The following is a 14,613-nucleotide window of genomic DNA, read 5'->3' as shown; positions in this document are numbered from 1 at the left end:
ATATTAAGCGGGCTGGCTGCGGAAGTCTCTTTCTTGGACAACTGTAAAAATCTGTGACAAAGGCCAAAATGCCATCATCGAATTGTCGCGGCGTGGCCTTCTTTGTGTAATCTTCGATTCAACGCTGCGCAGCGGTTCCACTGAGCTAATGTTAGGACCGGATGTCTGACGACATCTCTTGAGATTCGGCTAAAAACAAACCGGGCTTTGAACCCGTCAAGGATGTTTGGCATGCCGCGATTGCATCGAGCTCTTGCTTTGGTCGGGTTGCTGTTGCTGAGCCACAACGCCTGCGCGCAAAAGTTGCGTCTGGTGGCAGATGGCTGGCCACCCTTTACCGACACCACGCTGGTCAATGGTGGCCTGGCGACCGATATCGTCAGTACCGCTCTGGCGCGAGCCGGTTATGCCAGTGACTTTGAGCAGGTGCCTTGGGCCCGGGCGATGCTGGGCATCGGCGAGGGGCGCTATGACGTGCTGATCAATGCCTGGTACAGCGAAGAACGTACCCATGTGGGCCGTTTCTCGGCTGAGTACCTGCTCAATCGCGTGCGCTTCATCAAGCGCAAGGACGCACCCATCCAGTACGAGAACTTGCAGCAGCTGCATGCCTATCCCATCGCCGTGGTCCGCGGATACGCCTACTCCAAGGCGTTCGATGAGGATCAGCAATTGCAGAAAGTCCCTGTGCATAACTTTGCAATGGCCGTGCGCATGCTCGCTGCCGGTCGGGTGAAGCTGACCCTGGAAGATGAGTTCGTCGCCCGTTATTACTTGTCTCGTGAGTCGGCCAAGGTGCGCAACGCCGTGGAGTTCATGCCCAAGCCACTGAGTGAAAACAGCCTGCACATCCTGGTCAGCCTGAAGAACCCGCAGCACGAGCAGATTGTCGCGGGATTCGATCGGGAGATTGCGGCGATGAAGGCCGATGGTAGTTATGCGCGGTTATTGAAGGCGCACGGGATGTGATCTTGCGGTGCCTGGACTGGCGCCATCGCGAGCAGGCTCGCTCCCACAGTTGATCTAGAGCGGACACTTAAATTTTGTACGGCTGAGGTCCACTGTGGGAGCGAGCCCGCTCGCGATGGCGGTGGTGCGAGCACCACACTCCTCAAGCCTCACTGGTGTCCTTGACCAGATGCGCCGCCAACGTGCGCAGCGGCCCCAACTGACGGCAGATCAACCCCAGTTGCGTCTGCACCAGCCGCTGACCCTCGTCGATTTCATCGGGCATCTGCTCAAGCTCACTGGCCAAGGCTTCTTCCTCGTCGCTTTGGACCGCTATCGGTTGTTTGCTCGCCAGGCCCTGGGCAATTTCGTCGATGCTCGCGGCCAGTTTCACCCCTGCGCCGTCGATCAGGTGTTCGCGCACGTCTGCAGGCAATGGGGTGTCCCGATGGGCGCCCAGACCTGACAAGTAGCTGAGCAGGGTGTGGGACAGCACCAGGAAGCGGAACCCGACATCGGCTTCCTTACGGAAATGCCCCGGCTCCATCAGCATGTTTGCCAAGGTGGTGGACAATGCGGCGTCGGCGTTGTGGGCGTTGCGTCGGGCCAGGCGATAGGCAAGGTCATCGCTTTTGCCGGCGGCGTATTGCTGCATGATCTGGCGCAGGTAAATGCTGTTGCAGGTCAGCGTGTTGGCCAGCACCTTGTTCAACCGGCGGCCTTGCCAGTCCGGCAGGAACAGGAATACCGCAAGGCCGGCGATCAGGCTGCCCAGCAGCGTATCGAACAGGCGTGGCAGCAGCAGTCCATAGCCGTCGCCCACCTGGTTGAAGCAGAACAGCACCATGATCGTGATCGCGGCGGTTGCCAGGGTGTAGCGGGTCGTGCGGTTGGTAAAGAACACCACCCCGGCGGCGATGGCGAAAGACGATTGCACCAGCGGGTTGGGAAACAGATCGAACAGCGCCCAGGCCACCGTCAGGCCGATGGCGGTGCCGATGATCCGTTGGCCGAGCTTGCGCCGGGTGGCGCCGTAGTTGGGTTGGCACACGAACAGCGTGGTGAGAATGATCCAGTAGCCTTGGGACGGGTGGATCAGATGCACCATGGCATAACCCACACTCAGCGCCAGGGGCAGGCGCAGGGCATGCCGGAACAGCAGCGAGGTGGGCGTGAGCTGTGTGCGCAAGCGGACCCAGACGTCCTTCAGGTTGCGCGGCGAGCGATCCAGCAGGCTGCTATCGGTGGCGTCGGCCAGGGCGTCGGGGTTGCTCGCGTCGCTGAGCAGGCGGTCCATGGTGCCAAGGTTCGCCGACAAGGCCCGTAGCGAACGCAGCAATCCGCGCCAGGCTGGGTTGCTCTGAATCCGCAGGTGTTCGAGGGAGGCATGCAGGTCATTCAGCGCCTCGGCGAAGCTGGCGTCATAGACGAATGGCTGGCGCAGTTGGATCGACTCGGCCAACGCTTGGCAGGCTTTACCTTGCTGGCGCAGCAGGCGTTGGCAGCGGAACAGCACGTCGCTGTGAAAGAACGCCTCGGCCAGTGCGTTGTAGGGGTAGTGGGAAGAGCTGGCGCGCTCGTGGATATCCTGGGCGAGGAAGTACAGCTTCAGGTAGCGGCTGACCTTCGAGCCTGGTCGCCCATTGCCTACGCGGTGCAGGATGATTTCCTTCGCCGCGTTAAGCGCGGCGACGACCCGGCCGTTCTGCTGGGCCAGTTCCAGGCGTCGGGCTTCGACGTCCAGTTGACGGATCGGCTCGAAGAGCGATGATTTGAGCTTCAGATAGCGTCCCAGCTCGCGGAACAGCCGCGCCAGGCTTTGCTGCACCGGCTGGTTGGAAAACAGCGCCTGCCACAGCACCGAGAGCAGGCCGTACCATGCCGCACCGGCCACCAGCAGCAAAGGTTCGTGCCAGAAATCGGTGACCGCGCCACCGCGCTGGTCTACGCCGATCATGGTGTAGACCGAGAGAATCAACGTGGCCGAGGCAATCGCGCCATAGCGCTCGCCCAGCGCACCGAGCATAGTCAGGGCGAAACTCGCCAGCGCCAGGGCAACGATGAACAGAACCGGATAAGGGAACAGCAATTCCACCGACAGCGCTGCGATGGTGAAGCACACCAGCGTCACGGCCAGCGCGTTGAGGCGGCCCTGCCAGCTGTCATCGGTCTCGGCCAGGGCGCTGGCGATGATGCCCAGGAACAGCGGGATCAACAGCGCCATCTCATCCAGATACCAACACAGCGCCATGCTGCCGGTCAGGGCGATGAACACCCGTACGCTATAACTGAATTTATCCAACGCCCAAAGGCGACGCAGAGACTGACTAAACGAGGTCGATGACATGAAGTGCACGGGCCTGACGGGCAATGACGCTAAATTGAGGCAGTAATGACGCCGACGCAATGGCGGCGATCACATCCGGCAGCAAAAAGTGTTCCGGGATGCTCCAGCAAACCCCAGTGGGAGCGAGCCTGCTCGCGATGAGGCCGGTACATTCAACATTGATGTTGTCTGATAGTCCGCCATCGCGAGCAGGCTCGCTCCCACAGGATCATCATCCCCATTGGATTCAATGCATCCCTTCAATCAGACGTATTGCGCAGCCGCATACCCCGACGCCCAGGCCCATTGGAAGTTGAACCCGCCCAGGTGCCCGGTGACGTCCAGTACTTCGCCAATGAAATACAGGCCAGGGCTTTTCAGTGATTCCATGGTCTTGGACGAGACTTCCCGCGTATCGACACCGCCCAGGGTCACTTCGGCGGTGCGGTAGCCTTCGGTGCCGGCCGGGACGACATTCCAGCTCGACAGTTTCTCGGCAATGTCTGCCAGTTCGGCGTGGGTGTATTGCTTCATGGGTTTGGAGACGAACCAAGTGTCGGCCAGAAGGGTGGCCATCTTCTTGGTGAACAATTCGCCCAGCAGGGTTTTCAGTTCGCTGTTGGGGCGTTCGGCCTGTTGCTGTTGCAGCCAGCTCGGCACGTCGTGGTCCGGCAGCAGGTTGATCTGCACCGTGTCACCCGGTTCCCAGAACGAGGAAATCTGCAGGATCGCCGGGCCGCTGAGGCCGCGGTGGGTGAACAGGATGTTCTCGCGAAAACTCTGCTCGTTGCAGCTCACCAGGCAATCCACTGAAGTGCCTGAAAGTTCGGTGCACAACGCCTTGAGTTGGTCGGTGATGGTGAACGGTACCAGCCCGGCGCGGGTGGGCAGCAGTTGGTGGCCGAACTGTTTGGCCACCTGGTAACCGAAACCGGTCGCGCCCAGCGTCGGGATCGACAGCCCGCCCGTGGCAATCACCAAGGATTGGCAGGTGATGGCCCCGAGGGTGGTTTGCAGCAGGTAGCCGCTCTCGGTTTTCTCGATGCGCTCGATCGAGGTGTCCAGGTGCAGGTTGACACCGGCCTGGTCGCATTCGTCCAGCAGCAGGCCGAGGATGTCGCTGGACTTGTTATCACAGAACAACTGGCCGAGTTTTTTCTCGTGATAGGGCACGCCGTGCTTGGCCACCAGGGCGATGAAATCCCACTGGGTGTAACGGGCCAGGGCCGACTTGCAGAAATGCGGGTTCTGCGAGAGGAAATTGCCCGGTTCGCTGTACATGTTGGTGAAATTGCAGCGCCCACCGCCGGACATGAGGATTTTCTTGCCGGCTTTGTTGGCGTGGTCCAGCAACATCACCTGCCGTCCGCGCCCTGCGGCGGTCAGCGCGCACATCAACCCCGCGGCGCCAGCGCCAATGATCACGACTTCGGTAGAGCGCAAAACGGTGTCCCTCTAAATGTCACCACAAAACCCATTGTGGGAGCGAGCCTGCTCGCGATGAGGCCGGTACATTCAACATTGATGTTGTCTGACAGTCCGTCATCGCGAGCAGGCTCGCTCCCACAGTTTGATCTCTGTTGGAGTTACAGGATCCGCACCCGCAACGAACGGCCCTTGATCTTGCCATCGTTCAGGCGTTGCAGCGCCTGTTTGGCGATTGCGCGCTCCACGGCGACATAGGCCTGGAAGTCGAAAATCGCGATCTTGCCGACCTGGGCGCCGGGGATGCCGGCCTCGCCGGTCAGGGCGCCGAGGATGTCGCCGGGGCGGACTTTGTCTTTGCGCCCGGCACCAATGCACAGGGTGCTCATGGCCGGCAGCAGCGGGCCGCCGCCCTGGGGCTTGAGGTTGTCCAGTTGGTCCCAGCTCAGTGGCGACTTCTGCAACTGCTCGATCGCTTGGGCGCGGTGGGCTTCGGACGGCGCCACCAGGCTGATGGCGATGCCTTTTTCACCCGCACGCCCGGTGCGGCCGACGCGGTGAATGTGAATCTCCGAGTCGCGGGCCAGTTCGACGTTGATCACCATGTCCAGTGCGTCGATGTCCAGGCCACGGGCCGCCACATCGGTGGCGACCAGCACTGAGGTGCTGCGGTTGGCGAACATCGCCAGCACTTGATCGCGGTCGCGCTGTTCCAGATCGCCATGCAGGCCGACCGCCGAGATACCTTTGGATGTCAGATGGTCGACGGTTTCCTGGACTTGCTGCTTGGTGAAGCAGAACGCCACGCAGGAAGCCGGACGGAAATGCGCCAGCACCTTGACCACGGCGTCCATGCGCTCTTCGGGGGAGATTTCATAGAAACGCTGCTCGATCTGCGCGTCGGAGTGAAAGGCTTCGGCCTTGACCTGCTGCGGGTTGCGCATGAACTTGGACGACAGTTGCTTGATGCCCACCGGGTAGGTGGCGGAGAACAGCAAGGTCTGACGGCGTTCCGGGGTCTGCTGGATGATGTCTTCGATGGCGTCGTAGAAGCCCATGTCGAGCATGCGGTCGGCTTCATCGAGGATCAGCGTGTTGAGGCCGTCCAGCACCAGCGAGCCCTTGCGCAGGTGCTGCTGGATGCGCCCTGGCGTGCCGACGATGATGTGGGCGCCATGCTCCAGGGAAGCGATCTGCGGGCCAAACGACACGCCGCCACACAGGGTCAGGACCTTGATGTTGTCTTCGGCGCGGGCCAGGCGCCTGATTTCCTTGGCAACCTGATCGGCCAGCTCACGAGTCGGGCAGATCACCAGTGCCTGGCAGCCGAAGAAGCGCGGGTTGATCGGGTTCAGCAGGCCGATGCCGAAGGCCGCGGTCTTGCCGCTGCCGGTCTTGGCCTGGGCGATCAGATCCATGCCCTTGAGGATCACCGGCAAGCTCTGCGCCTGGATCGGCGTCATCTGGGCATAACCGAGGGATTCGAGGTTAGCCAGCATGGCGGCGGACAGCGGCAGAGTATTAAAAGCGGTGGCAATGGTGGTCACGGGACTGGCCTGCAAAACAAAATGTCGCGCAGTGTAGCAGCCTCGTGCCACTTTTCTCGAAAGTTCTGGACGAGCTGTGAGGGCCACGCTTGTGTTGGGGGCTGGTGGATCCAGAAACTGTGGGGCTCTGGAACTGTGGGAGCAAAGCTTGCTCGCGACGAAGGTGGCGCGCTATTTCAGGAAACCGAGTCGCCTGTATCGCGGGCAAGCCTTGCTCCCACAAAAAGCGCCAAGCCACGACGCCTCTTAGTCAGTGCTCGATATGCTCATCCGGCCGCTTGGCCCGCCGCCCATCCTCTTTCGACAGCTGCGAAAAAATCGTCGCCGCCAGCATCGCCATGATGCCCACCGTCAGGAACGTCAACTGGAACGCGCCAAGCACGGTGTCCACCCCGTCGTTGCCGACCTGGGCGGTAAAGCCGCCGAGCAGCGCACCAGCACAGGCCACGCCCAGGCTCAGGGACAGTTGCGCCACCACCGACAGCAGGCTGTTGCCGCTGCTGGCGCTGGCGTCGTCCAGGTCAATCAGGGTCACGGTGTTCATCGCGGTGAACTGCAACGAGTTGATCGCCCCCAGCACCGCCAGTTGCGCCAGCAGCAGCCAGTACGGCGTCTGTTCGCTGACCAGGCCCATGCTCGCCAGCATCAGGCCCAGGGCCAGGGTATTGGCGGTCAATACGCTGCGGTAGCCGAAGCGCTCGATCAACGGCCGGGCCACGGACTTGGCGACCATCGCCGCCGCGGCCAGAGGTAACATGCTCATCCCGGCCTGGGACGGTGAATAGCCCAGGGCTACTTGCAGCAGCAACGGCACCAGGAACGGCAGGGCGCCGCTGCCCAGGCGCGCGAACAGATTGCCGAGAATCCCCACGGCGAAGGTCCGGGTCTTGAACAGCGAGGGTGCGAACAGCGGGTTTTCGATGTGCCCGGCCCGTAGCCAATAAGCGGCCAGGCAGGCCATGCCGCCGAACAGCAGCAACATCACGCGCAAGTGCGGCAGGTGCAGTTCACCGAGGCCTTCCATGGCGATGGTGATCAGCACCATGGCCGCGCCAAACAGCAAAAATCCCAGGCCATCGAACCGGGTACGCTCGCTGCCGCGCAGGTCCGGGATGAATTTCCACACCGCGTAGCAACCCAGCACGCCCACCGGCAGGTTGATGATGAAGATCCAGTGCCAGGTCAGGTACTCCACCATCCAGCCGCCCATGGTCGGCCCGATCAGCGGGCCGAGCAGGCCGGGAATGGTGATGAAACCCATGATCCGCACCAGTTCCGAGCGTGGGTAGGCCCGCAGCACGACCAACCGGCCCACCGGCAGCATCAGCGCGCCGCCCAGGCCCTGGATCACCCGGGCGCCGATCAGCATGGACAACGAATTGGACAAGGCGCAGAGCAACGAGCCGAAACTGAACAGCAGGATCGCGCCGAAGAAAATCTTCTTGGTCCCGAAGCGGTCGGCGATCCAGCCAGAGGCCGGGATCAGCAGCGCCACGGTGAGCATGTAGGCAATGATCACGCCCTGCATGCGCAGCGGGTTTTCCGCCAGGTCGCTGGCCATGGCGGGCAGGGCGGTGTTGAGGATGGTCCCGTCCAGGGACTGCATGAAGAAGGCAATCGCCACGACCCAAGGAAGCCAGCGGGCGGTGACAGCGTCGAGCGGTGCGCGGTTGGGCATGGGACCTCTTGTACGGAGTGTTGATCAGGAACAGATGCCGCTGTTGTGGCGAGGGGATTTATCCCCGCTGAGCTGCGAAGCAGCCCCAGAACTGTCGCCTCGGTGAGTCAGGCAGAACGCATTTACCCTTTGGGGGTCGCTTCGCAACCCCGCGGGGATAAATCCCCTCGCCACAGGTCCTGTGTTTGGTTGGCTACAACGTCAAGGTCAAGCGCTTGACCAATGCCCCCGGCAACAGCATCGAAGCCGTGGCCCGCTGGCTGTAGGTGCTGGCCGAGAGCAGCAGTTCCCGCTCCCGGCTCAGGCCTTCGAGTTGCGAGCCGAGCAGGCTGTAGACGCTGTCGTCGAAACGCATGGTGCTGACCGGCGCGACGATCTGGCCGTTCTCGACCCAGAACGTGGCGAAGCGGGTCATGCCGGTCATGCGCGCGGCCGGTTGGTCCGAGTAGTTCAGGTACCAGAGGTTGCTGATGTACAGCCCGGTGCCAAGGTGTTCGAGGATGTCTTGCTGCTCGAGCTGGCCTTCGTTCATCACCAGCGCCGTGGGGTATTCGTAGCTGCTGGCGCCGTTGGCGTTCAGGCCGTGCTCGGCGGCGCTGCGGGAGTTGATCAACTGTGCACCGGCCATGCCTTTGACGATCAGGCCCAAGTCATCGCGCGGATAACCTTCGTCGGAAAACGCCGGGCTCAAAGAGCCGCTGACCTGCTCACTGAGCCATACGTCGGGGCTCAAGCTTGCTTCGTTCGCGTAGAACTTCTGCAACGGACTTTGCTTGCTGGCAATCGCCCGGGCCGAAAACCCGCCCCAGCTGAGCATGCCCATGATTTCTTCCATCGCCGCTGGTGCCAGGTAGGCGCGGTATTCACCGGGCGGCAGGGTGCGCAAGGGGCGGCCCAAAAACGCCAACTGCTCGCGGGCCTGTTCAAAGCGCCTGGCAAAGCCTTCGCTGCTCCATTCGTGCCCGGCGTAGCTGGCTTTTACCGCCTGGCCGTTTTCATGGAACAGGCTGAAATCGAAGTTGAAGCTGTTGGCCTGATGCCAGCCGAACGCCCCCGAAGAACTGGCAAAGCCCCGGCTGATGGGGCCGGCGGCATAGAAACCGACCAAATCCAGACCGTCGGCGGCGCGGGTGATTTCGGCCACGGCCTGGTCGGTGTCCGGCAGTGGATGGTCCTGCACGTTGTGGCTCTGCCAGTGATTGTGGTTGAGCAGCAGGTACGGATCGGGCGGCAGCAGCGGCAGGGTTTCGCGCAACTGTTGCAGACCTTCGGCCAGGCGTTGCAGGTCGGTTTCGACTTCGCCGGACAAGGTGATCTGCAAGTCGGCGTGGCGCCCGTCGTTGATCAGTTTGAAGCTGACGCTGGCCTGCTGCACCTGCCCGGCCTGACGGACCTTGCCATGGTTGAAACGCACAAAAGCAGAGGATTCGGCGGCGTAGCCGAGGGTGAACTGCTCGGCTTCGCGCAGTGCATTGCGCAGCCAGTCCACCAGCGCCTTGAAGGCCTCGGCCTGATTGTTGCCGGTGCTCATATTGCCGGTGCTCATCAGGCATCTCCCCCAAACACTGCGACATTGCTGAATACGCACGCCGGCGAGGCATGGCCGACGCGAATGACCTGGTTCGGTTCGCCCTTGCCACAATTTGGCGTGCCCAGTACCTGGGCGGTACTGGCATCGCCCACCGCCCGCAGGCTTTTCCAGAATTGCGCGGAAATGCCTCGGTAGTTGGGGTTTTTCACCACGCCCTTGAGCTCGCCGTTTTCGATCAATTGGCCCCACTCGCAACCGAACTGGAATTTGTTGCGGGCATCGTCGATGGACCAGGAGCGGTTGGTGCGCATCAGCACGCCGTGTTCGATGCCCTGGATCAGTTGCTCCAACGATTGGTCGCCGGGCTCGATGTTCAGGTTCGCCATGCGGTCGATGGGCGGGCGATTCCAGCCACAGGCGCGGCTGTTGGCGACCCCGCTCAGGCCTGCGCGAAATTGCGACAGCGCACCACCCAGGGGGCGCAGCAACAGCCCTTCACGAATCAGAAATTCTTTGCTGGCGGCGGTGCCGTCGTCGTCATGGCTGTAGCTGGCCAGCTCTTCGGGAACGTTCGGGTCGAAGGTCACGTTCAATAGCTGGGAGCCGTACTGCAGATGCCCGAAGTCGCCGGTCGTGACGAAACTGGTGCCGGCGTAATTGCGCTCGTCTCCCAGGATGCGGTCCAGTTCCAACGGGTGACCGATGGACTCATGGATCTGCAGCATCATCTGGTCAGGCATCAACAGCAGGTCACGGGGGCCTTGCGGGGTGTTCGGCGCCAGGAGCAATTGCAGGGCCTGGTCGGCGATCTTTGGTGCGGCACCGATCAGGCCGCAGCGGCGGATGACATCGAAGCCGCCTTGCTGGCCGAAGTTCTCACGGCCCAGGGTGCGGGTCTGGCTGTCGTTGCCGTCGAAGGCGGTGACGTCCAGGGCCGGATAAACAAAGCGTTGGGCCTGGCGCAGTTCGGCGCCGGCGCTGTTGAGGTAGATCTGCTCGACCTGGGTCAGGCCGATGCTGACCTGCCAGTTCACCAGGCGCTCATCCTTGGGCACCGCGGCGGATTCGTCGCCCAGTAACTGATAGCAGTCGTTGAGGGACGGGAACGCCTGGTCGAAGTGAGGCGAGAAGTAATCGGCGCGGTCGCTGGAGACCGCCTGCTCGCGCAAGTCGAGCAGGGCGTGTGGCTTGAGTCGGCGGGCTTGTTGCTCGGCCCGCTCCAGCGCCGCTTGCAGGCCGGCCTGGGACAGGTCGTTGGTGGCCGCATAGGCCTCGACACCGTCGACCCGCACGGTCAGCATCGCCCCTTCGTCACGGCCCAGGCTGGGCGGTTCGGCAATGTTCTTGCGCACCGACAGATGCTGGCCGGACTCGCGCACGTAGCGCAGGGAAAAGAACTCAGCGCCCGTGCGCAAGGCAGCAAACCGCTGCTTGAGCTGGGGGTGGACATCGAACATGGAACCTCCTTGTCTGGAGTGGCGGTGCAGCGAGGTGCGGCGCATTGACGCGACGGCTCTAGATTAGGCCTGGGCGGGGGAGGGATCAAGGCAGATGGGAATATGGAGTGTCAGGCCGGACGCCATCGCGAGCAGGCTCGCTCCCACAGTTGACGGTTGTCGGGCACAAGATCTGTGTCCGCCGCAGATCCACTGTGGGAGCGAGCTTGCTCGCGATAGCGGTGTAATGCCTTACTGCGCCAGAGGCCCGACTTCGCGCATCGGCTTGCCGCGCACCGGCGCGTCGCCGGCCACGTAGTATGGCGCGGTGCTACGTGGCAGTGGCTGGCGGCCACGGATCTTGTCGGCGATTTTCTCGGCGATCATGATCGTTGGCGCATTCAGGTTGCCGGTGGTGATGATCGGCATGATCGAGGCATCGACCACGCGCAGCCCTTGCATGCCATGCACGCGGCCTTCGCCGTCCACCACCGCCATGTCGTCGGTGCCCATCTTGCACGAGCAGGACGGGTGGAAAGCGGTTTCGGCGTGCTCGCGGATGAACTGGTCCAACTGCTCGTCAGTCTGCACCTCGATGCCCGGACTGATTTCGCGACCGCGAAACGGGTCGAGCGCCGGCTGCTGCATGATCTCGCGGGTCAGGCGGATGCCGTCGCGAAACTCCTGCCAGTCCTGCTCGGTGGCCATGTAGTTGAACAGGATGCTCGGGTGCTGGCGCGGATCCTTGGACTTGGCCTGGATCCGGCCACGGCTTGGCGAACGCATGGAGCCCATGTGTGCCTGGAAACCGTGTTCCTTCACGCCGTTGCTACCGTTGTAGTTAATTGCCACCGGCAGGAAGTGATACTGGATGTTCGGCCAATCGAAGTCCGGGCGGGTGCGGATGAAACCGCCGGCTTCGAACTGGTTGCTGGCGCCGATGCCGGTGCCGTTGAACAGCCATTCGGCACCGATGGCCGGCTGGTTGTACCAGAGCAGCGACGGGTACAGCGAAACCGGCTGGGTGCAGGCGTATTGCAGGTACAGCTCCAGGTGGTCCTGGAGGTTTTCACCGACGCCTGGCAGGTCATGGACCACCGGGATGTCGAGGCTTTCCAGCAGTTTGGCCGGGCCGACGCCGGAGCGTTGCAAAATCTGCGGCGAGGCGATGGCGCCGGAGCAGAGCAATACTTCCTTGCGGGCGCGGGCCTCGACGCGCTCTTCAGCAGCGCCCACCAGATAACGCACGCCGACCGCACGTTTGCCTTCGAACACGATCTTGTCGGTCAGGGCATGGGTGACGATGGTCAGTGTCGAGCGCTTCTTGGCCACGTCCAGGTAACCGCGCGCGGTGCTGGCGCGACGACCATTGGGCGTGACGGTACGGTCCATCGGGCCGAAACCTTCCTGCTGATAACCGTTGAGGTCTTCGGTGCGCGGGTAACCGGCCTGAACGCCGGCTTCGACCATGGCATGGAACAGCGGGTTGTTGCCGGCCTTGGGCGTGGTCACGCTGACCGGGCCGTCACCACCGTGGTAGTCGTTCGGGCCGATGTCGCGGGTTTCGGCTTTGCGAAAATACGGCAGGCAGTCCAGGTAGGCCCAGTCTTCCAGGCCCGGCAGCTTGGCCCAATTGTCGTAGTCCAGGGCGTTGCCGCGGATGTAGCACATACCGTTGATCAGCGAAGACCCACCCAGGCCCTTGCCGCGACCGCATTCCATGCGACGGCCGTTCATGTGCGGCTCCGGGTCGGTCTCGTAGGCCCAGTTGTAGCGACGACCCTGCAGCGGGAACGCCAGGGCGGCGGGCATTTGCGTGCGGAAATCCAGGCGATAGTCCGGCCCACCGGCTTCGAGCAGCAGGACGGTGACGCCTTCGTCTTCGGTCAGGCGGGTGGCCAGGGTGTTACCGGCCGAACCGGCACCGATGATGATGTAATCGAATTCTTGGGACATGAAATGCACCCTCTTTTTGAATTGGGTTCAGGTCGCGATTGCCTTGACGCCGCGCAACCTGTGGCGAGGGGATTTATCCCCGTTCGGCTGCGCAGCAGTCGTAAATCAGCGACTGGGTTTGTCTGAAGAATGGGGGGCCTTGGGGAGGGGGCTGCTACGCAGCCCCACGGGGATAAATCCCCTCGCCACAACGGCGTTCACTCAAGGCCTCATGTCAGATCAGAACACCGACGCGTAATCGCCCAGTTCGACCTGTACCGATTTGATACGGGTGAAGTTGTTCAGCGAACTGATGCCGTTCTCCCGGCCCACGCCCGATTGCTTGTAACCGCCGACCGGCATTTCGGCGGCCGATTCGCCCCAGGCGTTGATCCAGCAGATGCCGGCTTCGAGCTGATGAATCACGCGGTGCGCGCGGTTCAGGTCGCGGGTCACGACGCCGGCGGCCAGGCCGAAGTCGGTGTCGTTGGCGCGGCGGATCACTTCTTCTTCGGTTTCATAGGTGAGGATGCTCATCACCGGACCAAAGATTTCTTCGCGCACGATGGTCATCTCGTCGGTGCAATCGGTGAACACGGTCGGGGCGACGAACGCGCCCTTGGCCAATTCGCCTTCAGTCAAACGACCGCCGCCGCACAGCAGGCGCGCGCCCTCGGCCTTGCCTTTCTCGATGTAGCCCAACACGCTTTCCATGTGGGCGAAGCTGACCAGCGGCCCGAAGTTGGTGTTTTCATCTTCTGGATTGCCGATGCGAATACGTGCCACGCGCTCGGCGATCTTGGCTTCGAAAGCTGCCTTGAGATGGCTCGGCACGAACACCCGGGTGCCGTTGGTGCAGACCTGGCCGGAGCTGTAGAAGTTGGCCATCATCGCGGTGTCGGCGGCGCGATCCAGGTCGGCGTCGTCGAAGATGATCAGCGGTGACTTGCCGCCCAGTTCCATGGTCACGTCCTTGAGCGACGAGCTCGAGGCGCTGGCCATGACTTTCTTGCCGGTGTCGGTGCCGCCGGTGAACGAGATTTTCTCGATGCGCGGGTGCTCGGTCAGCCAGGTGCCGACTTCACGGCCGCTGCCCGTCAGCACGTTGAACACCCCCGCTGGAACGCCGGCTTCGGTGTAGATCTCGGCCAGTTTCAGGGTGGTCAGCGAGGTGACTTCGCTCGGCTTGAAGATCATCGCGTTGCCAGCGGCCAGGGCCGGGGCCGATTTCCACAACGCGATCTGGATCGGGTAGTTCCACGCGCCGATGCCGGCCACCACGCCCAGGGGTTCGCGACGGGTGTAGACGAACGAAGTGGTGCGCAGCGGCACCTGCTCGCCTTCGATGGCGGGCACCAGGCCGGCGTAGTATTCCAGCACGTCGGCGCCGGTGACGATGTCGACGTAGCGGGTTTCGGAATAGGCTTTGCCAGTGTCGAGGGTTTCCAGGGCGGCCAACTCATCGTTGCGCTCGCGCAGGATCTCTACGGCGCGGCGCAGGATGCGTGAACGCTGCATGGCGGTCATGGCGGCCCAGACTTTCTGGCCTTTTTCGGCGCTGACCACGGCGCGCTCGACGTCTTCTTTGGTGGCCCGCTGCACCTGGGCGAGTACTTCACCGTTGGCCGGGTTGATGGCTTCGAAAGTGGCGTCGCCGCTGGCATCGCTGTACGCGCCATCGATGTAGAGTTTTTGCAGTTCGAAACGGGCCATAAAGTCCTCGCAAGTGCATGAGTGGTTGGCTGACCACCGGGGCGTGTCGTCTACAGCTGACTACGCGGTTCGGT

General features: G+C 62.5%; 9 protein-coding genes. 1 reads left to right on the top strand and 8 read right to left on the bottom strand.

Features of this window, described 5'->3' with window-relative positions; all coding sequences use genetic code 11:
• Positions 1-231: 231 nt before the first annotated feature.
• The gene (locus tag AC3I65_RS24400) at positions 232-969 is read left to right on the top strand and encodes a substrate-binding periplasmic protein (protein ID WP_047230494.1); all 738 of its coding nucleotides are present in this window, start codon (positions 232-234) and stop codon (positions 967-969) included.
• Positions 970-1,111: 142 nt separating this feature from the next.
• Here AC3I65_RS24400 and yccS read toward each other — a convergent pair whose 3' ends face one another.
• The 8 genes from yccS to betB all read right to left on the bottom strand — a co-directional run bounded on the left by yccS (position 1,112) and on the right by betB (position 14,539).
• Complete coding sequence (yccS, locus tag AC3I65_RS24395) at positions 1,112-3,295, bottom strand: YccS family putative transporter (protein WP_160893959.1); 2,184 nt, start codon at positions 3,293-3,295, stop codon at positions 1,112-1,114.
• Between the two features lie 243 nt (positions 3,296-3,538).
• Positions 3,539-4,717, bottom strand: a complete 1,179-nt coding sequence (locus AC3I65_RS24390) for a BaiN/RdsA family NAD(P)/FAD-dependent oxidoreductase (protein WP_047230492.1) — start codon at positions 4,715-4,717, stop codon at positions 3,539-3,541.
• Between the two features lie 143 nt (positions 4,718-4,860).
• Positions 4,861-6,198, bottom strand: a complete 1,338-nt coding sequence (gene dbpA / locus AC3I65_RS24385; RefSeq protein WP_230682660.1) for an ATP-dependent RNA helicase DbpA — start codon at positions 6,196-6,198, stop codon at positions 4,861-4,863.
• A gap of 298 nt (positions 6,199-6,496) precedes the next feature.
• Positions 6,497-7,924, bottom strand: a complete 1,428-nt coding sequence (gene mdtD, locus AC3I65_RS24380) for a multidrug transporter subunit MdtD (protein WP_076383389.1) — start codon at positions 7,922-7,924, stop codon at positions 6,497-6,499.
• Positions 7,925-8,117: 193 nt separating this feature from the next.
• Positions 8,118-9,455, bottom strand: a complete 1,338-nt coding sequence (locus AC3I65_RS24375; protein WP_305468592.1) for a TldD/PmbA family protein — start codon at positions 9,453-9,455, stop codon at positions 8,118-8,120.
• A gap of 14 nt (positions 9,456-9,469) precedes the next feature.
• Positions 9,470-10,912 carry a TldD/PmbA family protein gene (locus AC3I65_RS24370; protein ID WP_488524231.1) on the bottom strand — a complete coding sequence of 481 codons (1,443 nt, stop codon included), beginning with the start codon at positions 10,910-10,912 and terminating at the stop codon, positions 9,470-9,472.
• A gap of 231 nt (positions 10,913-11,143) precedes the next feature.
• Positions 11,144-12,847: a choline dehydrogenase gene (gene betA / locus AC3I65_RS24365; RefSeq protein ID WP_076383391.1), complete on the bottom strand. Its 1,704-nt coding sequence runs from the start codon at positions 12,845-12,847 to the stop codon at positions 11,144-11,146.
• Between the two features lie 219 nt (positions 12,848-13,066).
• Positions 13,067-14,539: a betaine-aldehyde dehydrogenase gene (betB, locus tag AC3I65_RS24360; protein ID WP_047230363.1), complete on the bottom strand. Its 1,473-nt coding sequence runs from the start codon at positions 14,537-14,539 to the stop codon at positions 13,067-13,069.
• Between the last annotated feature and the right edge of the window lie 74 nt (positions 14,540-14,613).

Source organism: Pseudomonas sp. N-1-13 (genome assembly GCF_057787095.1).
Note: the sequence above shows the minus strand (reverse complement) of the source record. Positions and strands in the feature narration are given on the sequence as shown.